Origin of the sequence: Paenibacillus swuensis (assembly GCF_001644605.1) — a bacterium.
Taxonomy (GTDB): Bacteria; Bacillota; Bacilli; order Paenibacillales; family DY6; genus Paenibacillus_N; species Paenibacillus_N swuensis.
The window spans coordinates 807,492-831,266 of record NZ_CP011388.1; the positions used below are offsets into that span (position 1 = coordinate 807,492).

The 23,775-nt window shown below is 48.1% G+C and carries 18 protein-coding genes, 1 pseudogene and 1 riboswitch; of the genes and pseudogenes, 5 read left to right on the plus strand and 14 right to left on the minus strand.

Translation table 11 applies throughout. From position 1 onward, the window contains the following. Positions 1 to 24: 24 nt before the first annotated feature. Complete coding sequence (locus SY83_RS03455; protein WP_068604281.1) at positions 25 to 516, minus strand: DUF4362 domain-containing protein; 492 nt, start codon at positions 514 to 516, stop codon at positions 25 to 27. A gap of 404 nt (positions 517 to 920) precedes the next feature. Between SY83_RS03455 and SY83_RS23745 the strand changes: the two are divergent. Beyond that, positions 921 to 1,052, plus strand: a pseudogene (locus SY83_RS23745) (transposase); the annotation flags it as partial. 72 nt (positions 1,053 to 1,124) lie between these two features. Next, positions 1,125 to 1,832, plus strand: coding sequence for a hypothetical protein (locus SY83_RS03460; RefSeq protein ID WP_231891364.1), 708 nt, complete (start codon positions 1,125 to 1,127; stop codon positions 1,830 to 1,832). A 392-nt stretch (positions 1,833 to 2,224) separates the two neighbouring features. Here SY83_RS03460 and SY83_RS03465 read toward each other — a convergent pair whose 3' ends face one another. Then, on the minus strand, positions 2,225 to 3,142 hold the full coding sequence (locus tag SY83_RS03465; RefSeq protein ID WP_231891365.1) for a nucleoside hydrolase: 918 nt from the start codon (positions 3,140 to 3,142) through the stop codon (positions 2,225 to 2,227). Positions 3,143 to 3,154: 12 nt separating this feature from the next. Continuing rightward, the gene (gene rbsK / locus SY83_RS03470; RefSeq protein ID WP_082882288.1) at positions 3,155 to 4,084 is read right to left on the minus strand and encodes a ribokinase; all 930 of its coding nucleotides are present in this window, start codon (positions 4,082 to 4,084) and stop codon (positions 3,155 to 3,157) included. 189 nt (positions 4,085 to 4,273) lie between these two features. Here rbsK and SY83_RS03475 point away from each other — a divergent pair, with 189 nt between their 5' ends. Next, a complete protein-coding gene (locus tag SY83_RS03475; RefSeq protein ID WP_082882289.1) occupies positions 4,274 to 5,053 on the plus strand; it encodes an AraC family transcriptional regulator in 780 nt (259 codons plus the stop codon). Between the two features lie 48 nt (positions 5,054 to 5,101). Beyond that, a riboswitch (FMN riboswitch) is annotated at positions 5,102 to 5,247 on the plus strand. A gap of 137 nt (positions 5,248 to 5,384) precedes the next feature. Further along, positions 5,385 to 6,368: a DMT family transporter gene (locus SY83_RS03480; protein ID WP_068604283.1), complete on the plus strand. Its 984-nt coding sequence runs from the start codon at positions 5,385 to 5,387 to the stop codon at positions 6,366 to 6,368. A 79-nt stretch (positions 6,369 to 6,447) separates the two neighbouring features. Here SY83_RS03480 and SY83_RS03485 read toward each other — a convergent pair whose 3' ends face one another. The 4 genes from SY83_RS03485 to SY83_RS03500 all read right to left on the minus strand — a co-directional run bounded on the left by SY83_RS03485 (position 6,448) and on the right by SY83_RS03500 (position 10,697). Next, the gene (locus SY83_RS03485) at positions 6,448 to 6,699 is read right to left on the minus strand and encodes a GlsB/YeaQ/YmgE family stress response membrane protein (RefSeq protein ID WP_068604284.1); all 252 of its coding nucleotides are present in this window, start codon (positions 6,697 to 6,699) and stop codon (positions 6,448 to 6,450) included. Positions 6,700 to 6,844: 145 nt separating this feature from the next. Continuing rightward, on the minus strand, positions 6,845 to 7,795 hold the full coding sequence (locus tag SY83_RS03490; protein WP_068604286.1) for a PfkB family carbohydrate kinase: 951 nt from the start codon (positions 7,793 to 7,795) through the stop codon (positions 6,845 to 6,847). Between the two features lie 28 nt (positions 7,796 to 7,823). After that, positions 7,824 to 8,384 carry a GNAT family N-acetyltransferase gene (locus tag SY83_RS03495; protein ID WP_068610845.1) on the minus strand — a complete coding sequence of 187 codons (561 nt, stop codon included), beginning with the start codon at positions 8,382 to 8,384 and terminating at the stop codon, positions 7,824 to 7,826. Between the two features lie 480 nt (positions 8,385 to 8,864). Next, complete coding sequence (locus SY83_RS03500; RefSeq protein WP_068604287.1) at positions 8,865 to 10,697, minus strand: glycosyl hydrolase; 1,833 nt, start codon at positions 10,695 to 10,697, stop codon at positions 8,865 to 8,867. Between the two features lie 264 nt (positions 10,698 to 10,961). Between SY83_RS03500 and SY83_RS03505 the strand changes: the two genes are divergently transcribed. After that, on the plus strand, positions 10,962 to 12,428 hold the full coding sequence (locus tag SY83_RS03505) for an alpha-amylase (protein WP_068604289.1): 1,467 nt from the start codon (positions 10,962 to 10,964) through the stop codon (positions 12,426 to 12,428). 55 nt (positions 12,429 to 12,483) lie between these two features. On the opposite strand, the gene SY83_RS03510 is transcribed toward SY83_RS03505, so the two are convergent. The 7 genes from SY83_RS03510 to xylB all read right to left on the minus strand — a co-directional run bounded on the left by SY83_RS03510 (position 12,484) and on the right by xylB (position 23,689). Next, a complete protein-coding gene (locus SY83_RS03510) occupies positions 12,484 to 15,171 on the minus strand; it encodes a CHASE3 domain-containing protein (RefSeq protein ID WP_197479957.1) in 2,688 nt (895 codons plus the stop codon). 230 nt (positions 15,172 to 15,401) lie between these two features. Next, complete coding sequence (gene melA / locus SY83_RS03515; protein WP_068604294.1) at positions 15,402 to 16,715, minus strand: alpha-galactosidase; 1,314 nt, start codon at positions 16,713 to 16,715, stop codon at positions 15,402 to 15,404. A gap of 34 nt (positions 16,716 to 16,749) precedes the next feature. Next, a complete protein-coding gene (locus SY83_RS03520; protein ID WP_068604296.1) occupies positions 16,750 to 18,366 on the minus strand; it encodes a type 2 periplasmic-binding domain-containing protein in 1,617 nt (538 codons plus the stop codon). A gap of 76 nt (positions 18,367 to 18,442) precedes the next feature. Then, positions 18,443 to 19,315 carry a carbohydrate ABC transporter permease gene (locus SY83_RS03525; RefSeq protein WP_068604297.1) on the minus strand — a complete coding sequence of 291 codons (873 nt, stop codon included), beginning with the start codon at positions 19,313 to 19,315 and terminating at the stop codon, positions 18,443 to 18,445. 15 nt (positions 19,316 to 19,330) lie between these two features. After that, positions 19,331 to 20,299: an ABC transporter permease gene (locus SY83_RS03530; protein ID WP_068604299.1), complete on the minus strand. Its 969-nt coding sequence runs from the start codon at positions 20,297 to 20,299 to the stop codon at positions 19,331 to 19,333. A 25-nt stretch (positions 20,300 to 20,324) separates the two neighbouring features. Beyond that, a complete protein-coding gene (locus SY83_RS03535) occupies positions 20,325 to 22,169 on the minus strand; it encodes a glycoside hydrolase family protein (protein ID WP_068604301.1) in 1,845 nt (614 codons plus the stop codon). After that, positions 22,166 to 23,689 (minus strand): xylulokinase, encoded by a 1,524-nt coding sequence (gene xylB / locus SY83_RS03540; protein ID WP_068604303.1) that lies wholly within the window; start codon positions 23,687 to 23,689, stop codon positions 22,166 to 22,168. Before xylB ends, SY83_RS03535 begins: the two co-directional genes overlap by 4 nt. Positions 23,690 to 23,775: the final 86 nt, after the last annotated feature.

A 23,775-nucleotide genomic window follows, 5' to 3' on the forward strand; every position in this document is an offset into this window, starting at 1 on the left:
TTTGGGAAGATCTTATAAACTTTTTTAATCGAAAAACCTATTAAATCCCAATTTATTTACACTTCGCCTAAGCACTTCATCCTTGCGGATTGAAAAAACCGTAAAAGACCCTTCATACCCATCATAGCATTCATCAAGCGTGTACTTATAAAATTCCTTGTCTGTATGCAAGCTTATACCGAGGCAGTTGAATGTTTGTTTCCCCCTGTCACGCTCCGAGCTCATGCCATCTCTGCTGTTGTCGATTGTCCAAGTAATGACCCTGCCGTTTGAATGCACATCATGAATTGAATATCCTCCATCAATAATAGGCGGAATTAGCATGAGATAGTCCCCTTTTCGGTTCGCATGTCTATGGACCATTTCGTTTAAACGATCTACGTCTGCTTCGTCAAAATCATACAGGATCGATCTTCTAGAAGTATCCTTCCTGTCCGACATCCATGTCACGAACAACACCCCAACCAATACAACGATAATGCCTACCAACGTTCCAATCACTATTTTTGTACGCAAAAAACATCCCCCGTTCCTAAACGGTAAGACGCAAAACCCTCTTGATTCGTTACAAGTTGCACGCACGAGGATTGTGTACATATACACACTAACACTCGCGAGACAGTTGCTTGGGGCGATTTGTGTACTTTTGCACATTAACCAGCCCGGAGCGCGCATCCCCAACCTCACTAGGAAAACCTTTATCGTGGCCTCTCAGAATAGGCAATTGCTTATCATGTTGCATGCTCCTGCTCAACTGCCAAGTATTTAATGCATTTAAGCCCCAATGCTGGGTTATCCCGAAGAATCAGGTAAAAATGATATCCGTTCTTTTCAAAAAAACACTTGTAATAAGAACATTTGTTTGGTATTGTATGACATATACAGAACGTGTGTTCCGGTAATACACAAGGGGAGTGAGGATGGTGTCTATTCATGAAGTAACTTTCGATCAATTCAGACGTAAGTATCATGATGAGGCTTCATGTCTGTCAATCCTGATCTCAACCAAGTGGCCCAACGGATACCGATGCCCACGGTGTGAGTGCGTTAAGGCCAATGTTATCACTACACGTCGACTACCTCTGTATGAATGCCGCAACTGCAAGTATCAAGCTTCCCTTCTCGTGGGAACGATTATGCAAGGAAGCCGCACTTTGCTGCATAAATGGTTTCAAGCTTTATTTCTCATTGCTAACCCTTCAGCTTCAATCAACGCGGTGCAACTATCAACCATTATTGAAGTCACGTATAAGACGGCTTGGTTGATCCTTCATAAACTTCGCCATGCCATTCAGCAAGGAGATGCAGAGCAGCTGCTCACCAGACTTGTCGAAGTGATTTCAGCTGCGTACAATCCGTGCAATTTCCATATTAAAGGCTTTAAGACGATGCGCAATGAGCAGCCATTTGTTGGAGGGGCCACTCTTAACTTTGGCGAAGTTGCCTATATTAAGCTGAAGCATGTTTTTATACCGAAACATCATCCTAACAAAGAACTTAGTTATTGGGATTATTCCAACTTCATTCAGAATCATGTCAGTCATTCGGTCCGAGTTCCTTTTGTTCATTACGGTTACAGAAAGTATAACGCTTGCGACACAATAAATATCATTTGCGATTCGGTTCCTGTTCGAATAAACGAGCGTTATTACGGAGTAAGTGACAAGCATTTACAATCGTATCTGGATGAAGTCTCCTATCGTATCAATCATTCGTTTAAAGCGAACCGCGCGGTATCGAAATTATTTCGGCTGTTCATAGGTACACCTGCTGTTACTTATAAACAACTCATTTCACGCAAACCGATGTGCTTACATGAACAGATTGCTTAACTCACGAACAACCTTTTTTTACAATTTTATATTTCCTTCTCTAGAAACATTAACCCTCATGTTACCTAAAAACAAAAATCACTTCATTGCCTTCTTCGATCACACCACTGAGCTTTCGGGATAACCCGGCATTCCAGTTCTTCGATCACACCACTGAGCCTTCGAGATGACCCAGCATTCCAGCTCTTCTGTCACACCACTGAGCCTTCGGGATAACCCAGCATTCCAGCTCTTCTGTCACACCACTGAGCCTTCGGGATAACCCAGCATACCAGTTCAAATAAGCATCAACCTCCCCACTAAAGAAGTGTAAACTCTATTTTTCGCCATATTTTAAATACTTTCTGTCATATCAAAAAAACAGACCGCTATCTCTAGCAGTCCGCCGTACGTCAACCCTTTAACTTCGTAAACAAATCCCTGAATATAGCGTTCCGGTCCACCGCATGCACATACCGGATCAAGTGGCGCGAGGTGTCCACACTCCACCGGAAATCTTCGGACAACCGCGGGCTGTGAACCAACGCGCTCGGCGTCCAATCCCCGTTATTGAGATAAGCGATGTTCGCGATATCCCAGATGACCCGCGAGTACGCGAAATGATCCGTGGAACAATCCCGAAACGTTTCGTACAAATAGTTGCCCGCCGGACCGCTGTCCTTCACATACTCTCTGATCTCCGACAAAGTCGTTTGCAAATGCGAAGCCACCCCGAAGCAAGGCACCAACACAAGCGGCACGCCGCTGTCCAAAACTACACGGGAGGCGTGAATATCCTGAAAGAGGTTGAACTCCTTCGTGTCCGCCCATTGCAAAGCATGCCCGCCAAGCCACACCACGACGATCTTCTCCACAATGCGCGGCTCCATCAAGATGGCGGAGGCTACATTCGTAATCGCTCCGATGGCTACCACATATAAGGGATCATCGTCAGGCGACGCCATGGCGCGTTCAACCAAGTTACGGGCAGCATCGCTTTCCACAGCCGTATCCGCCCCCGGCAAATACTCTGCCGATCCGCGATAAATCGGCATTTCCCCCATTTCCGGCAATAAACCTGAAATTTTCTCCAGCTCGTTGTAGCTTTTCTCCATCCCGTCCCGCGGCCCCGTGGACAGTTCATTAAAGAACGGCGCGGCGTAGAAGGCTTCCACCTGCATCCGCTCTGGAGATTTCAATGCGTAAATCACCGCAAACTGGTCATCAATTTCATTATAAGTATCCGTATCCAACACCATGCGAATTTTGCGGTCGGGATAGGCCAATCGCTCCATTCTCTTTGCATCCGTCAAAACAGGGAAATCCGTCACCTTACATTCCTCCTATGATATAGATACTTCTTCCAGGGTAGGCATTCCGTCCTGCGCACCGAACCGGGTCACAGACAAAGAGGCTGCTTTCACCGCAAAGGAAACGGCGCTTTCCAATGTATGCCCGCTTGCCACACAGTAGCTGAATGCGGCGTTGAACGCATCGCCGGCCCCGGTTGTATCCACGGCATCCACCACGGGCGCCGGAACGGTGCGCAGCTGAGCCAAGGGAAGACCCCCTTCAGCTTGCTCCAAGAACGACACACCCAACTTGCCGCGCGTGACCAGCAGCTTAGGCCCGTTCGCCTCTTGCCAACACCGCATCCCCGCCTCCAACGCTTCCTCGGAGGCATAGGCCTCCCCGGTCAGCGCCTCAAACTCCGTCTCGTTCGGCGTAATGTAATCGGCCAAGCCCAGCAGCTCGACGGGAAGCTCACGCGCAGGCGCGGGATTCAGCACGGTGGCCACACCGGCCTCACGCGCTAACTTCAACGCCTCCCGTACGGTTTCCAAAGGGATCTCCAGCTGGACCAAGACCAGATCCGCCCCCTGAATCAGCGATATGTATCCTTCTATAGATGCCGGCGTGCAATGCCCGTTCGCTCCGGGCACAATGACGATACAATTGTCCTCCGGCGTGTGAAAGATCGTAGCCGTACCGGTCGACGTATCCGTTAACCGCGCAATCGTATCCGTAGCGATGCCGTGCTTCTCCATCTGCCGGACAATCGCGTCTCCGAAGCCGTCTTCTCCCACGGCTCCGATCATGGTGACTTGCGCCCCCAGCTTCGCGCAACCGATTGCTTGGTTCGCACCCTTTCCTCCCGGAATGGTGTGAATTCCTTCACCCATGACGGTTTCGCCGGTCTTCGGCATCCGTTGCATGGAAACCACCAAATCCATATTCAGACTTCCGATGACTACAATGTGTGGCTTTTTCATCTGAAACTTCTCCTTCATCAGTTGATTCCTTGCTGGAATCGTTTTATGATATGGCTATACCTTGTAAGCGCGATCTTCGTAACTATCTAGAATTTTAAAGGATTATCCAACATTTCATTTATACGATTTGGCTTATTAACTTATAGGATTTGGCTAAGATAACGCATCATTAAGATTGGGGATGAAGATATGATTGCTCGTGTGGATTTTGTGTTTACCGCAACCCGGCCAGCCGCGACTTATGTCGGATTGCACCAGCACAGTTGTCATGAATTGGTTTACTATGCCTCGGGTACAGGCAAGACACAAATCGAGAACACAAAGCGCGAGTACCACCCGAATCACTATGCACTCGTTACCGCAGGAACGCCTCATGACGAGCAACGTTTTGAACATACGAACGTAATTTGTGTAGGTTTCCATCTGGAAGGCCAGGAGCTGCCCTTACTTCGCAATTCGCTGTACGCCGACATGACTCACCTCCCTGTTCTGCGCTCACTGCAAGACATGTTAACGGAAATGCAGTCGCAGCAAGCCTACCAAACCCATAAATTAAATGCCCTGATGAGCATGATCGTCATCGATCATTTGCGGATGGCCGCGCCAGCGGATTTCGGTCATAACCAGGATAACTTCGGGTACACCCGCAACTTTATGGACGAAAATTTCAACCAGAAGATGACATTGGAAAGTCTTGCGGCCATGGCTGGCTACAGTTCCGACCACTTTCGGCATCAGTTCAAGACCAAGTTCGGCCTCTCCCCCATGCAATACCTGCTCAACAAACGGCTGGAGAATGCCCGGCGGCTACTGCTCTATTCCAACTTGTCCGTGACTTCCATCGCAATGGAGTGCGGTTTTTCCACAGATGCGCAATTTTGTACTCTATTCAAAAGAGAGCAAGGCACCTCCCCGCGCGCATTCCGCCAACGGTCCGAGGAGAAAGAAGTGTGGGGCGGCCAGAATTAGCCTGTTGTGATCTTGAGTTTATTTGTGATATTATTCACTTAACTGAATATGAACCTTCGGGGCAGGGTGTAATTCCCTACCGGCGGTGAGGATGCGTTCGTGCGTCTAAGCCCGCGACTCCCGGTGTAACAGCCGGGACTGATTTGGTGAAATTCCAAGGCCGACGGTGAAAGTCCGGATGGGAGAAGGTTATAACAGCTTGTTGTTTATTGAATTTATTCAATGAACTGCAAGTTTGTTTGTCAATGCCCCTGCGGAATGCTTCATCCCGCGGGGGCTTTGTACTTCAACAGAAGGTTCAATTCGAATACATCCTTTAGGAGGTTACGAATTGGCAAACGCATCGAATGTCATTGGCAGCAAGAAAGGCACAGGCAACGCGTTCAACATCCGCGGGATCAACGGCATCTGGTATGTCGCGCTGGGTGCCGTCTTGTGGGGAGTGGATCCGCTTTTCCGGATTCTGTTGTTAAAGAGCTTCACCTCCGCTCAAATTGTGTTCATTGAACACGTATTATTGGCTTGTTACGCGGTGCCTGTGTTTATGAAATACCGTCATGCTTTAGCCGGCAAGATTACGCTCGCCGTGATCGGCGCCCTGCTCTTTATATCCTGGGGCGGCTCGGCCGTCGCCACCATCCTGTTCACCTCAGCGTTCGCGCACGGCAATGCGAATGCGGTGCTACTGCTGCAGAAGCTTCAGCCGCTGTTTGCGATTGTGTTAGCCCGTTTTCTGTTGAAAGAGGCGTTACCGCCTAAGTTCTCCGCCTATATTGCTGTAGCCATTATCGGTACTTATTTATTAACGTTCGGTTTCGCCTTGCCTGACTTAGGGTGGAGCGATCTCGGCACGCTAAGCTGTCTGTTCTCCATCATGGCGGCCATGCTGTGGGGCGGTTCGACGGTGATGGGGAAATTTTTGCTCCAAAAAGATTTCAGCTTTCACCTTGTGACCGCGATGCGTTTCCTGTTAGCTCTTCCCCTGTTGCTGGGGATTATGGTGGCGAGCGGTGACGCTTTTCACCTGAACAGCGAAGCGAATATCGCATTTCTGATCGTCAACTTGCTGTTTCAAGCCTTCTTTCCCGGTTTGCTCAGCATGCTGCTCTATTATAAAGGGCTGTCCTCCACGAAAGCGTCCATGGCCACGCTCGCCGAGCTTGCCTTCCCTGCTGTCGGCGTGTTTATTAACTGGTGGGCTTTCGGCTATACGTTAACGCTTGGCCAATTCGTCGGATTCCTGCTCATTTGGTCCACGTTATGGTTGATGAGTACTCGCCAAACGCTGGCATCCGCGGAGAATACAATCGCTTAATCCTATAGAAAGAGCCCTGGAAACATTCCGATGGAATGCTCCCAGGGCTCTTCTGCAGGTTATGAAAGTTGTGATTGTCTTAAGCGCGTCTCATACCTTTCAAGATGGCGCTGATAATCAATACGACGATAATCGCACCGATGACAGCGGGGATGAAAGCGAAGCCAGCGATGTGCGGACCCCAGTCACCCAGAAGCGCGCCGCCCAACCATGCGCCGATGAAACCGGCGATAATGTTGCCGATAATGCCTCCAGGAATGTCACGACCTACCAGAAGACCGCCTAACCAACCAATAATACCACCAATAATTAATGCCCATAAGAAACTCATGTGTAATTCCTCCTTTAGGATGTTAACAAGTTTGTTTGTTATTTATGTATAACCCAAGATGTCAACTTTTAAGCATCCCTAGAAAAATATTTATGATTTATTTTGGACATCCATAACAGGCTAAGGCTAATTTGTCCGCTTTTATTTAATTTTTACAAATCAAATTCATGACCTGTTCAGGGCTCGGCATGGAAGGAATACCTCCCCTGGACGTTGCCGCAAGTGAACCCGTCGCGTTTCCGTAAGCGATGATTTCCTTGTATTGTTCGGCAGTCAACTGTTGCAAATTCGTCGTCTCATCCAGCAGGCGGCCGAGCACTCCTCCAAGAAACGCGTCGCCGGCCCCTGTCGTGTCGACGACATCCACGGCATAAGCGGGAACTTCCCCGGTCAACGCTCCTGCCCGATAAAAGCAGCCCGCCGGCCCCCGCGTTACACAGATCAGGGAAATGCCGAACTCGTTATGGATCCGGGCGGTGCCCGCGTTTAAATCGCGTTCATCCGTCAGAAACTCCATTTCCTCCTCGGATAGCTTTAACACATCCGCATAAGGCAAACCTTCCCGAATCCGGGCTTTAGCCGTTTCCGGGTCCGGCCACAGGCGCAGCCTGAGGTTCGGATCATAGGAAATCAGGAGACCATGCTCTTTGGCCAGTCTCACCGCGGCTAACGTTGCTGAAGCGGCAGGCTCATGGGTCATGGAGATTGAACCGTAATGAAAGATTCTGGCGCTCCGAATCAAATCTTGATTGACTTCCTCCCAGCTTAACATGTAATCCGCTCCAGGCTTGCGATAAAACGTAAAGCTGCGATCCCCGGACTCATCCAATTCTACAAAGGCAAGCGTTGTGTTTTCCGTCTCGGAAAAGACCAGCCCTTCTGTAGAAATACCGTTTTGCCTCAGAATATCCTCCAGATAATGACCGAAGTGATCCTCGCCTACTTTACCGATGAAAGCCGTCTTCTTTCCTTGTTTGGCCAAGGCGGCCAGCACGTTAGCCGGAGCGCCTCCCGGGTTCTTCTCAAACAGCGATCCATGCGGACCTGTATAAGGTGTAAAATCAATTAAAAGTTCACCTAAAGCAACTACATCCATCTCATCTCGCCCCCGCTAATTTGTTTAGTCATTGGATTTTGGCATACACGCACGTATCTCTGACTGTTGTTCCGTCCGCGGACATTCCTTCATTTCTCATGATGACTTCCAAAGGAAATCCTAATCGCTCCGCCACCGCGCGGCTCTTCACATTTAAGGCGTCGCACCGGATTTCAACCCGCTTCGCTTTCAGGTCGTTAAACGCGTATTGTGCGATCCCCTCGACCGCCTCGGTCATATACCCTTGTCCGCTGTAGCGTGTGTCGATCCAGTAACCGATTTCAAATTTGGGAATGTACCAGTTGATACGATGCAGCCCCGAAGAACCAATCAGTTGATTCGTGTCCTTGTCGAACAGCAACAGCCATAAATCCTCACGTTTCAGGAACCTCAGATGACCTTCGCGCAAAGCAATTTCCGCCTCTTCTTCCGACATTTCTTTTTGGGCAAAAGGTAACCAGTCCTTCAGCTCTTCCAACGATGCCCGGACGGCCTCATACAAGGCTTTCCCGTCGCCGGGCATGGGCATGCGGATACGCAATCGATCGGTGGTGAACTCACTGGGAATGTCCATTAGAATAGGATTAATCGTCATTCTTGGCCCTCCTTCAGGGTGCGATGTAGGTGATTTCCATTCATTGTAATACGTTTATGGTACCGTGGGAAGATGGACATCCGGCTAACGAATCCAGAACACGCTATTCCCTCTTTTTCCAACCATTAGAATTTCTAACGAACTCCAGACACGCTATTGTGTTGTAACCCGCCTCTAAATGACCTATTTCCTATGATTAGCGTTACCTGGATTCGTTACATTTCTGAAGCAGCATATTTAGCCCATTTAGCGTTACCTGGGTTCGTTAGCCTCCAGCCCAGCCAAAAAAGAGCACAGGCCAAAAGCCCATGCTCGCATACTCTCACAAATCAATACTATCTAGCTCGTGCTAATTAACTCAAGCTAATTCACTTAAACTATCTAGCTCATACTCTTTCACGCATCTCACGCCACGTTCTCATGCTTCGCACGCTCATACCCACCTTACCCGCTCCCAACGCTTCATTGGTGCCATTAGTGCACCACTTCCACGCGATCGGCCGTGATGACGTTCCAGGTGGAACTCGCGTTCTTCGTGCCGGTCACCCGCACCTTGACGGTGTGATTGCCCGATGACAGCACCGGGCTGGTCCATACCAGTGTATTATCAACGCGCGATGCGCCGTAGAAATCCGCCTGCACCTCGGCTCCGCCGTCGATGGACACCCCCGCGATGCCGTGATGAGCGTCCTTCGTACCATAGATTTTCACTTGCTTCCCGTTGAAATCGACTTGGTAGAAGCTCCCTGTTGTAGCGGAATAGTGATCGTTGCCCTGATACTTGCCGCCGCCGGTGCTTGTGCTCCATGTGCCCGAGTACTCGAACTGATTCAATCCGGTCCCAACGGTCGCGTCATTCAGCACAGTCGATGCCGGCGTTACGACGATCCGATCCGCCGTGACAACGTTCCAAGCGGAGCTCGCATTCTTGGTCCCGGTGACCCGCACTTTAACCGTGTGGTTCCCCGCCGACAAGACCGGACTGGTCCAAAGTATCGTATTTGGGTTACGAGACGCACTGTACAGATCTACCATCGTCTCTGCTCCGCCGTCAATCGATACGGCCGCTATCCCGTGGTGCGCATCTTTCGTTCCGTACACCTTAACTTGCGTACCTTGAAAGTCGACATCATAATAACTGTTCGTCGTTGCCGAATAATGGTCACCCCCGTTATGATGCGAAGCATCGGAGGAGGTCTGCCACGTTCCAACATAATTGAACTGATTGTTGCCCGTACCCGTCACCGCGTCGTCCACTACAATATCGCCGCCACCGCCGGTGCCTCCGGAACCCGGTACAATATTCACTTCATCCCTGGTGAACACGTAAGGATCGTTGTAGGAGCTTTGAATTTCCCCGTTCGTGTTCTCCGACGTCAGATGACTTCCCCATACCATATGGAACGCATACAACGGCTGGCTGCTGAACGTCGCCGAACCCGGCACCTTGCCGTTCTCCGTAATCGCCATCGGCTTCCCATTCCCTACAGCCAACAGTTCATCATAATACGCTTGCTGGAAGCCGTCATAAATATCCTGACCGACCACGTCCACATAGTCATGACCCGGATAGAAACCGGCCAACGGCTCAGCCCAGTCATTGTTGGCGTTCGCCGACCATACCCAGATGAGATTATCCAGGCCGTGATGGTTCGTGTAGCGGTCATACATATTCATCCACAGCTGCTTGAACTGCGCCTGTCGGCCGCCCCACCAGAACCATCCGGCATTGTTCTCATGGTAAGGCCGCCACAGAACAGGCACACCGGCATCCTCCAATTGCTGCAAATAGCCGGCAATTTCATCCGCCTTGGCAAGCCATTGATTGTACAGCGTCGTGCCCGGCGTAACCAGCTCGGTCATCTCTTGCTCCGTGTACCATCCCTGAACGCTGCCCCAGCCCGCGTTATCCGGATCATTCGGCTTTTGCTGATGCCAGCTGAGCGTCACGATGGAACCCGCTTGATGTTCCGCGATCGCCGCGTTCACCATTCCTTGGCGCTGGTGCTTAATTTCCTCCCATGCGAAATCGCTTCCCCATAGGGCGGGGCGTTTTCCGGTTATATTTTGCACCTGATTAGACCATCCGCTCGGATCTTCAATGTAGTTGAACTGACCGGACAGAATATGGTTACCCGAAGTGTTATACAAGTATTGCAAAAGATCCCTCGAAGCCTGGGTAGCATCCGAATTGACCGGAGGCTGAGCCGCATTCGCGCGTCCGGACAAGCCTGTAAACGCATACATAATGAAGCATAGGGATAAACCAATTGCCAGAACCCGTCGAAATGAATCTTTCACCAACATAAACCTTCCTCCTCTAAATACATAGAATGATGGAGCATTGTGAAATGCTTTGGATAGGGTAACCCTCCCTTCATACCATGAAAGTGTTTACATTTAAAATTATATAGACTCCTAAGCCGGGACGGTAGGCATCGTTTTTCGCTTTAGGTATCCCTTTTTCGGGTGACCTAGTTTCAAAACCCTGTATTTATGGTAATTCTCAGGAGAGTGTTTAATGACGACAGCTATGTCCCTCGAAAAACCTGAACTTGAAGGAGATTGAAGATGGAACGAAATCATACGATGATGCAATTTTTTGAGTGGCATTTAGATAACGACGGGGCACAGTGGAAACGATTGAAAGAAATGGCGCCAGAACTGAAGCAGCGCGGGATTGATTCGGTGTGGATTCCGCCGGTCACGAAGAGCACATCATCGGAAGATACGGGATACAGCGTGTATGACCTGTACGACCTCGGCGAATTTGATCAAAAAGGATCGGTACGCACGAAATACGGCACCAAACAGGAGCTGCATGAAGCCATTGACGCCTGCCACGAGCAAGGGATCATGGTTTATGTGGATTTGGTCATGAACCATAAAGCCGGCGCGGATGAAACGGAACTGATTAAAGTGATTGAAGTGGATGAGAACAACCGGACCGAAGAGAAATCGGAGCCCTTCGACATTGAAGCTTGGACCAAGTTCACTTTTCCGGGCCGGGGAGATCAGTATTCCGCCTTTAAGTGGAATTTCGAACATTTCAACGGTACGGACTTTGATGCGAAGGAAAATCGCACGGGGGTATTTCGAATCTTCGGAGAGAACAAAAAGTGGAATGAGAACGTGGATGACGCCTTCGGCAACTATGACTATTTAATGTACGCCAACATTGACTACAATCACCCCGCAGTCACAGAGGAAATGGTTACATGGGGCAAATGGCTCGCCGAGACCCTGAAATGCAACGGCTTCCGTCTGGATGCGATTAAGCATATTGATTATGATTTCGTGAAATATTTTGCCGAACAGATCATTCAGGAACGCGGTGATGAGTTCTTCATTGTCGGGGAGTTCTGGAATTCCGATCCTGGGGCGTGTCAGGAGTTTCTGGAAACGATCGAGCACAAGATCAGCTTGTTCGATGTCGTGCTTCATTACAATCTGCAGAATGCATCGTTAGCCGGAAGAGATTATGATTTGACCAAAATATTCGACGGCAGCCTGGCGCAAAGCCATCCGATGCAAGCGGTCACGTTCGTGGATAATCACGATTCGCAACCGGGCGAAGCGTTGGAATCTTGGGTAGGCGACGCGTTTAAACAGAGCGCCTATGCTCTGATTCTGCTGCGTCAGGAAGGATATCCTTGCGTATTCTATGGCGATTACTTCGGCATCGGGGGCGAAACGCCGATTGAAAGCAAGAAGATCGCGATTGATCCGCTGCTATACGCGCGTCAGAACAAGGCGTACGGCGATCAGGAAGACTACTTCGACCATGCCAACACGATTGGATGGGTCCGCAGAGGCGTGGCAGAAATCGAGCGATCCGGCTGCGCGGTCGTGATTTCCAACGGGGATGACGGGGAAAAGCGCATGTTCATCAGCGCGGATCGGGCCGGCGAAGTGTGGGTGGATTTGACCAATACCCGTGAAGAACATATCACCATCGAAGAAGACGGTTTTGCGACATTTCCGGTTAACGGCGGAAGCGTGTCGGTGTGGGCTTTGCCGGAATTGGATGTGGAATAAGATAAACAAAGGCTCTGACGCGATTGCGCCAGAGCCTTTATTCATTTTGACGCATTTAACTCGTCAACCACACCCGCATGAGCGAGAACAGTTGATCCATGTTCAACGGTTTGCTGATATAATCGGAAGCGCCGGCGGCCAGGCATTTCTCCCTGTCGTACTTCATGGCTTTCGCGGTGAGCGCGATGACCGGAACCCCTTCAAATTCGGGTAATTTCCGGATGTTTCTCATCGTCTCATATCCATCCATGACCGGCATCATAATATCCATTAAGATGATGTCGAACGATGGTTCCCGCTGTAAAATCTCCATACATTCCTGCCCGTTATCCGCGACCGTAATATCTAGACCTGCCTGCTCCAAAGCTACAGTCAACGCAAAGGTATTTCGAATATCATCATCCACAATCAGAACTCGCTTATTTTTGAATAACAGATCCTCATCCGGGAATTGCGTTTTATCTTTGGATTGTTCGCCTTCCGTGAGGCGCGGCTCGTTCTTCGCGATTACGGAAGAGGAGAATGTCACCAGTTCAGCCGCTGCCGCTGACTCCGAATGTAACTTCAAGGGCTCCAGTTGATGCGAATCTTCATCTTTCAACTGCAGTAAGAACGTGAACGTGCTTCCCACCCTTTCTTCACTCTCCACAACGATAACGCCGCCTAACAAATGGGCAAATTCACGAGATATAGATAATCCCAATCCGGTTCCCCCGTACTTACGGCTGGTTGCTCCGTCTACCTGCTGGAATGCTTCAAAGATGAGGTCTAGTTTATCATGCGGGATTCCTATCCCGGTATCCTTTACAGAGATAGCCACCACGCTTCCCTTAATCTTTACTAGGCCATATCGGTTGTAGTCTTCGTCATCCAGCATGCTGATGGACAGCGTAACCTGTCCTTCACTGGTAAATTTGAACGCGTTAGAGAGTAAATTTCGAATAATCTGGTATAGTCTTTGCTCATCCGTCCAAATGACATCCGGGACATCCGGGCTCATCTCGACATGAAATTCGATCCCCTTCTGCTCCGCCAACGGAAGAAATTGATGTCTCATCATGATCGGAATTTCGGTTACATTCGTGATTTCGGTAACGATATCAATTTTCCCGGCTTCCACCTTGGACAAATCCAATACATCATTAATTAACACCAGCAAGTCGTTCCCGGCCGAATTGACCACTCTGGCATATTCCTGTTCATTCACGGTTAATGTGCCGTTTCTGTTCTCTGCCAGAAGTTGCGATAACACGAGCATACTGTTGAGAGGCGTCCGAAGTTCATGGGACATGTTCGCCAAAAAATTAGATTTATAAGTTGAGATCTCTTGAAGTTTTTTCGTATATTCTTCCATTTCAACACGAGTAATCTCCAATTCTCTTGATTTATTCTCGTTCACTTCATTCTGTTTCTCTAATTCATTGTTCGTATGCTGCAGCACCTCTTGCTGTCTTTCCATTTCTTCAGCTTGCACTTGTAGTTCCTCAGTTTGCACTTGCAACTCTTCGGTCATCACTTGGGACTCTTCAAGTAACCGTTCAATTTCCATACGGGTTTCCACGCTGTCCAGTGCAGTACCTAAGGAATGCGATACGTCCAAGAGCAGTTGGCGGTCCGTCGCGATGAACGTGCCGAACGTCGCTAATTCGACGGCCGCAATAACGCTGCCCTCAAATTCCACGGGAACGATGATCAGATGCTTGGGTTCCGCCTGGCCAAGAGCGGATGCAATCCGTACATACCCCTCGGGAATGTCATTCAACTCCATGACTTGTTTATTCATAATGCTCTGACCTACCAAGCCTTCACCGATGCGAACCGTCTTTAACCCGATATCATCCAGATTCGTGGCGTAAGAGGCTACTTTCAAATACTGTTCCCCGTTCCCCTTCCGGCAGCGTAAATACAAGACCCCGTAAGAAGCGCTCATCATAGGTGCGACCGTATTCAGAAAAGACTGCCCCAGAAGCTTCACGTCCGTCATGCCCTGAAACATTCCGATGATTTCAGCAATATTGGTTTTTAGTTGACTTTGTTGTTCCGTTGTTTCCAGGAGAACATTCATGGCGTCGCCCAATTCACCCACTTCATCGCGGGTTCGGATCTGGATGCGATGGCTTAGATTGCCTCCCGCCGAAGTGATGTCACGAATGGATTGGATGACATCTCTAATCGTTTTTGTGATCGTATTGGAGATGAATAACGCGGAGCCTATGGAAATTCCGCAGACCAATGCTAATAAAATGTAAATGCCCGCTTCAAGCGCCCGGTTCTGTGTGTTTAGCCGATCGGCTCTTTGTTCCGTCAGTTCCAACTCCGTATCCCGAAATATTTTGAACTGAGTACGAACCTCATCTACTTTCATCTTTCCTTTACCGGTATCAAAATAAGCCAGAATCTCATCCATTTTATTTTGTTGCTTGAGCAGAATGACCGGCTCCCCGGAGACGTTAATCCAGCTTTCTATATTGCTTTTAATTTCACTAAGCTTCTGCTTTTGATTCGGATTATCCGAAATGAGGGTATATAAATCATTGTAATACTCTTTCCATGTCGCTCTTCCGCTATTGTAAGGTTCAAGGTAGTTGGTTGCGCCTGTGATTACATACCCCCGTTGTCCTGTCTCCATATCCAACAGCTGTTTTTCAATTTGATAGGTCAGGTTATGGACTTCAATATCATGAGAGATAATGTAATTCTGCTCATTTTTAAGATGAGAGATTTGATTATTAATAATGATCATAGCTATGATTATAAAAATAAGGCTGATCAGATTACTGAGCAGTATCTTGGTACGTATTCCGTTTCTTATATTGGTGAACATTGCTCATTACCCTTCCTATATTAAAAACTGTTTATATTAGTCATATCTATCAATTTTAGCATATATACACCTGTTCATGTTCATATTAATAGTAAAGAACCGGCCATCGAAGGATGACCGGTTCTTTATGGTGTTCTTTACATACTAGTTTATGCGAATTGCGGGAGATAAGCTTTATTGGCTTCAAACATGCGATCAACCATCGACTTGATCTCTTCCAGGCTAAGAACCGCAGAGGTCAACGGGTCAAAGCAGATGGCTTGGAAGACCTTTCTGCGATCTCCGGTTAATGCGCCCTCGATAGCCAGTTCCTCTATTCTTGCGCTGGTATTCACAAGCAATGCCAACTGATCGGGGAGCGGCCCCACGTGCATCGGGCTTAATCCGCGCTTAGAGGCCAGGACGGGCACCTCCACACAACATCCTTCCGGCAAGTTGTTAATTAATCCGAAGTTTCGGACGTTCCCGTTAAATTCGAACAAGGTCTGATCTCCGAACACGGCGTTGAAAATGTAGGAAGCGTACTCATTTCCTCGCTTCAATTCAATCGGGCTATCGCGCCATTCCTCAAGTTGTTTATTCCAATCAAGCGCGGGATTGTCACGATGCTGAAGACCGGGCGCGTATAAACCCGGATTCCAGCCTGTGCCGTGCGTACAGTATTTCTCGATAAGGTCCGGACGTTTCCGGAACCAGGCATTATACTCGGAGTTATGCCCGCTCGATTCCGTCACATAATAATCCAGGTGCAGGTACATCTCATTCCTTACTTGTTCCTCATTGTAAATCTCCGGTCGATTGACAACCGCTTCGCGGATTAACGGATACGCGTCCTTACCGTTCCACTTGAAATCCAGGTAGAAGGCCTGATGGTTGATACCAGCACATCGATACGTGATTTCCCCCATCGGAGCTCCGATCCATCCCGCCAACATTTCAGCGGTACCCTGTACACTGTGGCACAAACCCGTTACCTTTACATTCGTTTCGCTTTGCATGACACGGCATAACATAGCCATCGGATTGGTGTAGTTGAGGAACACGGCGTCCGGACAATACCGTTCAATATCACGGCAAATCTCCAGCATCACAGGTACGGTTCGCAGGAAACGGAAGATGCCCGCCGGTCCTCTGGTGTCACCAATGTTAATATTTACGCCGTACTCCATCGGAATCTCCAAATCTGTCCGCCAAACATCCACATCATGTGCAAGAAGCGTGCATATAACCCCATTGGCGCCTTTCAGCGCTTCAACTCGATCCGTTGTGGCTTCGACCTTGGCCGGATATTGACCCGCGGCAATGATATTGTCCACGGTCTGCTTCGCATAGGCTAGACGATCTTTGTCGATGTCTAATAACGTAATCGTGCAGTCCACAAAGGCCGGAAACGTAAGCAGGTCGCGAACTAAATTCTTGGTGAACACCAGACTTCCTGCACCGATAAAGACGAATTTAGCCATACCGAGACATCTCTCCTCTTCTAACTATGAATATTTATTTCGCTGCCTGACGCTCGTCATATTGCTTCGTCCACGCTTCCTCTACACCTTTAAGGCCCATACCTTCATATTTCTTAAGCGTTTCAGCTAAGCGAGTGTCGACTTCTTCCGGACTCTTAGCCATAATAATCTTAGTGATGTCCGGTAATAGGCCCGATTTAATGTTAGCCCATGCAATGCCTTCTGGCGTTGTCGGATCGATGCTCAAGATGCCGAGAGCCGTCCCGTCAAAGCCTGCCGCTTCAGCAATCTGACGATCCGCTTTACGATCCGGGGATTCACTCACGCCTTCCCAGTTATACTTCTGGTTCTGGTTCATGTCGAGATGGCGAATACCCGTTTTCAAACCGTAAGCTTCCCAATCTTTCATCTTCTCATCGTACACACCATCTTTAAGCATAGGTACGCCGTCTTTCATATCATATGTTTCGCCTTCGATGCCGTAGAAGCTCGCAATCTGGCCTTCCGGACTCATGTAATGATTGAAGAAACGGATAATGGCTTCTGGATTTTTAGCGTTCTTCGTAATGACAGACACGTTCCAACCTACTGTGCCGTATCCTTGGAAATACGGAGTAACGCCTTCTTTACCTGCCGGAGCCGGAATAGCCTTGTAGAATACTTTCGGATCCGCTTTCTTCAATACAACATTCGGGCCCCAATAATCCCAAACGTAGCTGAAGGATGTAGCCCATTTACCCTTGTTGTAGGCTTCGTTCCGCTTCTCGTCATTGTTAGAGAAATTCTCTGGATCGATCATTTTCTCAAGGAACATCTTGTTTAACCAACGAAGATATTCCTTTGTGCTATCGTTATACATCCAGAATTTAACCTGTTTGTTTGCTTCGTCGTAATATCGGAACTCCTTGTTCTTGCTGCCCCACAAGTTAGGCGTTTCAATCATGAAGTCAAGATTATAATCCAGGCCGAGCGGATACACTTTCACTCCATTGAAGGTAGGCTTGGAATCACGAACCTTGTACAGATAACTTTCCAAATCCTGTATCGTTTTGATCTCAGGAGAACCCATCTGCTCATAGATATCATTTCTTACCATAACACTCTTACCTAAAGCAAATTCCCCTTTGTCATTGAACCAGTTCGGAATTCCATACAAATGGCCGTCAGGGTGCTTCAGACTGTCTACGACATGCTGAGGGATGTATTTACCCACAAGATCGTTAAATCCATATTCTTTGGCCAACTCATCAATCGCATATAACGCCCCGGAACTGACATACTTATCCCAAATTGGTCCGCGATCCATCCACATCACTTCAGGGTAGTCGCCGGATACGAGCATTACGTTGGCTTTCTCTTCCCCATTTCCGCCTGGACCTGAAAACTTTAATTGAACCCCGGTTTCTTCTGTAAGCTTCTTGGTAACCGGATCTACTCCCCATTTCTTTTCTTTAAACCAGTCATACATCCACATCGCGTTAACAGTTACAACCTCACCGCTTTTTTCGCCATTGCCTTTATTACTTTTATTACCGGAATTACCTGTGTTGCCCCCTGTACTTTCCGTGTTATTGCCACCTGAACATGCTGTAATTAAAGCTGCAATCATGATGACGTTTAATGAAGCCAGCATTCCTTTTTTTAAATTCATCCCCAACGCACCTCTCTTATTGTGTTATATATTTAATCTACCAACCTAATTGGAAGGTAAACTTGTTACTGTTCTCTTATCCTTTGAGCGCCCCAACCATAACCCCTTTGGTGAAGTGCTTCTGGAACAGGAAATAGATAAACATGATCGGTAGTGTCGTGACAATAACCGCCGCCGCACTCAAGGTTCGGCCGGTAGTTCTTGCCCGTTCTAACATCTGGGATGCCATAGCATCCTGTGCAGGCGTCTGATTCAAGGCGATGATTTTAAATAGATAGGTCTGAATCGGTTGAAGGTTTTCATTATAAGTAAATACATAAGCATCAAACCATGAATTCCATTGATCCACACCGACAAAAATACAGATGGAGGCGATGATAGGCATCGACAGTGGAAAGATGATGGTAAACAACAATCTCCATGTACCGCAGCCGTCGATTTTCGCCGCTTCTTCAAGCTCCGCAGGAATTTGCTCAAAGAACGTTTTCATTAAAAGCATGTACCAGATGTTAATCAAACCAGGAATGATATACACAGCAAATGTATCCAGCAAATGCAGATCTTTATATAGAAGGTAAGTGGGAATCAAACCGCCGTTGAAAATAAGTCCGATGACACAGATGAGCAAGTAGTACTTACGCCCAATCAGCATTTTCTTGGATAGACCATAGGCAAAGATCGCAGTACAGAATACGGTGGTCAGAATACCTAGCGCAGTACGGCTTACTGTAACGATGAGGGCTTGGATGATTTTGTCATCTTTAAAAATAACTTCATAACTCTGTGTCGAGAACAATCTTGGCCAGAGGTAAATTCCGCCTCGGTTCGCATCAGCTCCGTCATTTAATGAAATGGCTAACGTATTGAGGAACGGGTAGATGGTAACAACGCAGATCATAACCATGAGCGTAATGTTAAGGCTGTTAAACAAACTGAATTTAGTTCTCATAGGAGCCTCCTTCCTCTACCATATCCCCATGCTGTGACGTTTAGCGAAACGGTTAGCCAGAATGATTAGAACGAAACCGATAACGCTCTTAAACAATCCTGCCGCCGTTGCAAAAGAGAACCTTCCGAACTTCAACCCTACATCCAGCACGTAGGTGTCGATAATGTTGGCCACATCACTCACCAACGGGTTGCGCAGGACCAGAATCTGATCAAACCCGGCGTCAAGGATGGAGCCGATCCGCAGGATAAACATAATAACAATCGTCGCGATAATGCAGGGAAGTGTAACGTACCACATCTGCTGAAGCCGGTTAGCGCCGTCCATCTTGGATGCTTCATAGAGCTCCGGATCTACTCCTGTAATGGCGGCTACGTAGATGATGGCAGACCAACCCATTTCCTTCCAGTTCTCCGATATGATTAGCAACGGCCAGAACAGATTGGGCGATCCCAGGAACAAGATCGGCTCGCTGATTAACCCGCTGGCAAGTAACAAGCTGTTCAAAGCCCCCTCATCCTTGGCGAGCAATGTCGCCATGACACCACCGACAATGACCCACGAAACGAAATGGGGCAGATAGGAAATGCCCTGAACGAAAGAACGAAATCTCTGTGTCCGCAATTCATTCAGCAGAAGGGCAAATAAGATCGGAAGCGGAAACGTAAAGACAATTTTTAATAAACTAATCATTACCGTATTGTAAAGAATGGTATGAAATTGTGAAGAGGTGAATAATTCCTCGAAATGCTTCAACCCGACCCATGGACTTGCCCAAACTCCCTGAACGGGGATAAACTCCTTAAAGGCTAGCAGCAAACCATAGGACGGCAGAAACTTAAATACAATGAGAAACAGGATTCCGGGTATAACCATCAACTGCAATTCTTTCTGCTTCACAAGACGCTTCCATAGACTTGGCTGCCTTAAATCCGCCCCGGATTTGATTTCGCTTTTCTGCACAACTGCATGATTTGTCTTCATGATCGCACTCCTTCCTGCTGTATTCTTATAAGCATGTATTCATCGGTGAAATGTGAATGTTCTCAAATGAGGCATCACCGAATTGAGTAAAGAACCGCAGAGCCTCGTATTTCTTATCGATTCGTGAGATTAGAGTCCGGTTACCATCGATGCACAAATCGATCCATCCTTCCAGCACGATGGCTTCGACGAAAACCCGATTTTCAAGCGGATTCCACTGATATATTGAAGCGCTTTCATTCTCTTGAAATGCCGGAGCGCCGATTCGGTGTATTCCAATCTTTCTGTTAGAAGGTTCGAAGCGAATGTCATATCCGTTGTTGAACGAGTCGTTATCCGCAATAGAAAATCCGAAGAACATATTGGGATATCCAATTTTCACTTCAAAATTTATTGCATATTCTTGCTCCATCATGCCGACATGTCGTTCTTCAAAACCGTTAAAATCGCATAATTGAAACGTTTCCAACTCTGTACTGTCCAAGGCCGTGTCCAACAACTCCGGTACGAACTTCAGTCCCAGCGAACCATCCGCTTGCTGCACAAGTTCCCTTAATACTAATTCACCCGCATACTTGTCAGGTGAGGATAAGAACCCCGCCGCAATACGTCTGTCTTCACCGAAAGGCGCCGTCTTGGGAACTCGCATCTGTACACAATCCAACACATCCATGGCTGGTCTTAGCCAAGGCCCCATCGGATTACGAGAGTACCGGTATCGGGCTAACCCATTATTGCTGAAGATGAGATACGTCCACCCATTCCACTGAAAGTAATCGGGACATTCAGGTTCGTCACTATAACCGGGAACGATCATCGGTGCGACTTCTTGCCATTCCTGAAGGTCGGTAGAAACGAGATGCGCTAAACAACCCTTTTTCTGACTTCCCTCAATGATGCTTGTAGTAATTAACATATGGTAGTTTCCGCTATCGTCTTTCACAACATGGGGATCGCGAATCGACGCCAGCGTATATCGATCGGATATTTCGATGTAAGATTCTGTCTTCGTGAAATGGATTCCATCCTCACTAATGGCCCACGTCAATCGCGCAGGAGTACCGTCGACTGCTCTTACCGCGTAGAATGCGTAATATCGATCCTCTTCCCGAAATACGGATCCCGTACAGATCGAGCCTTCCCCTTCTTGCGTTATCCCAACGGCCATAGGATGGTGTTGCCAATGTTTGAAGTCTTTTGTCGAGCTATGCGCCCATTGATGCGCCCCGACGCCCCACTTGCTGCGATGACCTCTGCGATCGAACAAATAATAGAGATGATATACACCTTCGTCATAGAAGGGCATGCAATCGCCGACGCCCGTGTTGAAGCCCTTAGGCTTCCAATACTGAATGGATGTAGGTTCCGTGCCCAGATATATCCGCTCTGTATCCGCATCGACCGAGTCCTGCTCCATGTCAATTACCGCTTTATGTATCTCCGCTTTCTCCACGCCTTCGTATGTCAATACAGAAGCCTGGTTCAAGCTCACAGAGCCTAACGGCCATTCTTCGTCCAAGAGCACTCCATCGATATAGAGCTCCAGGAAATACCCTCCGTAACGAATGGTGACATCATGACATGATGGTCCAATGGCATTCCACGGAGCTGACAAGTTGAGAGGAACCTTGTTTGAATCCATGTGGATTTCAACAACCAAAGATAACGTTTCAGTTCCCGCAGTCAATCCTGAATAAATACGCAGACTTGGTTGGTTGCCGCTCTCAATGGTTAATAACTCACCACTCGGCACACCGGAACGGATGTGCGCGGTAAGCGTCAGCTCTTTAACGGAACCCCAGTTGAATGAAATTGCGGGGTCTCCTTGAACAAGAACGATGACTGGTTCCGTTGTACTGTAGTTGCTCATACCTTCACCACTCCATCCTGCAGTTTCTCCGTATCCAATTCGATGAATAAATCCCGGTTGTTTTCATATAGCTTGCGATAAATGGCATATTGATGTTCATATAGTTGCCTGTTCTCATCCCTCGGGCTCACCGGAATATCGTTAATCTTCACGACAGTTGCGCAAGCATGTTCCAAGTTGTCATAAATCTTGACTCCAATCCCCGCCATCATAGCGGCACCTACGCACGCTTGCTCCCGCATCTCGCTTGTATACACATCCCTATCCAGGATATCGGCCAGTATCTGTTTCCATAGCTGGCTCTTCGCTCCGCCACCCGATACAATAATTTTCTTCATATCAGCGCCCAGATCTTTAAATATCTCTAACCCGTCACGAAGGGAATAAGCTACGCCCTCCATTACCGCCCTTATCAGATGAGCATCATGATGTTTCAGTGTAAGTCCAAAAAATAATCCTTTGGAAAAAGGGTCCATATGGGGTGTGCGATCTCCTGTCAGGTAAGGCAAGAACAACAACCGTTCGCTTCCAGGAGGTACCAGCTTCGCTTTATCGGTTAGCGTATTAAAATCCTGATTGTTCAGGACCTGGGTAGCCAGCCATTTCAACGACAAGCCCGCGCTCATCGTTGCCCCCAGCAAATACCACTTATCAGGCACGGCATGTATGTACGTATGCGTTCTTAGCTTGGAATCATAGATGGGCTGATCGATAGGCGTGAACAGTTGACCACCCGTACCTATCGTGCAAGAAACCGTGCCGGGATGAATGATACCGTTACCAATCGCTTGCATCGGTTGATCGGCTCCGCCGTATACGACCGGCGTACCCTGCTTTAGTCCGGTCTCTGAAGCAGCTTGATCCGAAACTGTACCAAACCATTCCCATGGCTCTCCAACTTCAGGAAACAGGGCGGGGTCAATTCCAACCTGAGTCAGCAACTCCCCGGACCAATGACGATTGGCCACATTATATGCCGATGTGCTGGAGACATCCGTTGTCTCCACGCCGATCCTTCCGGTAAGCCGGTACCTCACATAATCCTTAGGAAGAATGACCTTATCTATGCGGTTATAAATGTCGGGTTCATTTTCCTTAATCCACATGAGCGATACTAGCTGAAAACCGGTTGAGACCGAGTTTTGTACTAATGTACCTAATTGCTTCTGAGTGAATGTCGTTTCTATGAATTCCTTCTGTTTAATCGTTCTTTGATCGCACCAAATAATGGCGGGACGTAATACGTTTCCATCTTGATCCAGGGCAACTAACCCGTGCATCTGACCTGAAAAGCCAATCCCTGCGATATCTTCTCCAACTGCATGGGCTTGCAGCATCGCTATTGAGATTGTCCGGCACACTAAATCCCACCATAATTCGGGATTCTGTTCCGCGTATCCAGCCGAAGGAATATTGATATCGTAATCCAGTTGAGAAAAACCGCTTATTTTCCCTTCCGGCTGCATAACCATGGCCTTAACGCTTGAGGTACCGATATCAATCCCCAATAGTAATGTCATTCTGTGGTCCCCCTCGATCCATGCAATGTATGCGTTTTCTTATATTGTTACTATAAATGAATTAATTGATTTAATCAATACATAAA

Bases quoted from the DNA above. Each gene is read 5' to 3' on its own strand.
- rbsK (WP_082882288.1), bottom strand. From the start codon at position 4,084: ATGAAAAAGCCACACATTGTAGTCATCGGAAGTCTGAATATGGATTTG.
- SY83_RS03475 (WP_082882289.1), top strand. From the start codon at position 4,274: ATGATTGCTCGTGTGGATTTTGTGTTTACCGCAACCCGGCCAGCCGCG.
- SY83_RS03485 (WP_068604284.1), bottom strand. From the start codon at position 6,699: ATGAGTTTCTTATGGGCATTAATTATTGGTGGTATTATTGGTTGGTTA.
- SY83_RS03490 (WP_068604286.1), bottom strand. From the start codon at position 7,795: ATGGATGTAGTTGCTTTAGGTGAACTTTTAATTGATTTTACACCTTAT.
- SY83_RS03500 (WP_068604287.1), bottom strand. From the start codon at position 10,697: ATGTTGGTGAAAGATTCATTTCGACGGGTTCTGGCAATTGGTTTATCC.
- SY83_RS03505 (WP_068604289.1), top strand. From the start codon at position 10,962: ATGGAACGAAATCATACGATGATGCAATTTTTTGAGTGGCATTTAGAT.
- SY83_RS03510 (WP_197479957.1), bottom strand. From the start codon at position 15,171: ATGATCATTATTAATAATCAAATCTCTCATCTTAAAAATGAGCAGAAT.
- melA (WP_068604294.1), bottom strand. From the start codon at position 16,715: ATGGCTAAATTCGTCTTTATCGGTGCAGGAAGTCTGGTGTTCACCAAG.
- SY83_RS03520 (WP_068604296.1), bottom strand. From the start codon at position 18,366: ATGAATTTAAAAAAAGGAATGCTGGCTTCATTAAACGTCATCATGATT.
- SY83_RS03525 (WP_068604297.1), bottom strand. From the start codon at position 19,315: ATGAGAACTAAATTCAGTTTGTTTAACAGCCTTAACATTACGCTCATG.
- SY83_RS03530 (WP_068604299.1), bottom strand. From the start codon at position 20,299: ATGAAGACAAATCATGCAGTTGTGCAGAAAAGCGAAATCAAATCCGGG.
- SY83_RS03535 (WP_068604301.1), bottom strand. From the start codon at position 22,169: ATGAGCAACTACAGTACAACGGAACCAGTCATCGTTCTTGTTCAAGGA.
- xylB (WP_068604303.1), bottom strand. From the start codon at position 23,689: ATGACATTACTATTGGGGATTGATATCGGTACCTCAAGCGTTAAGGCC.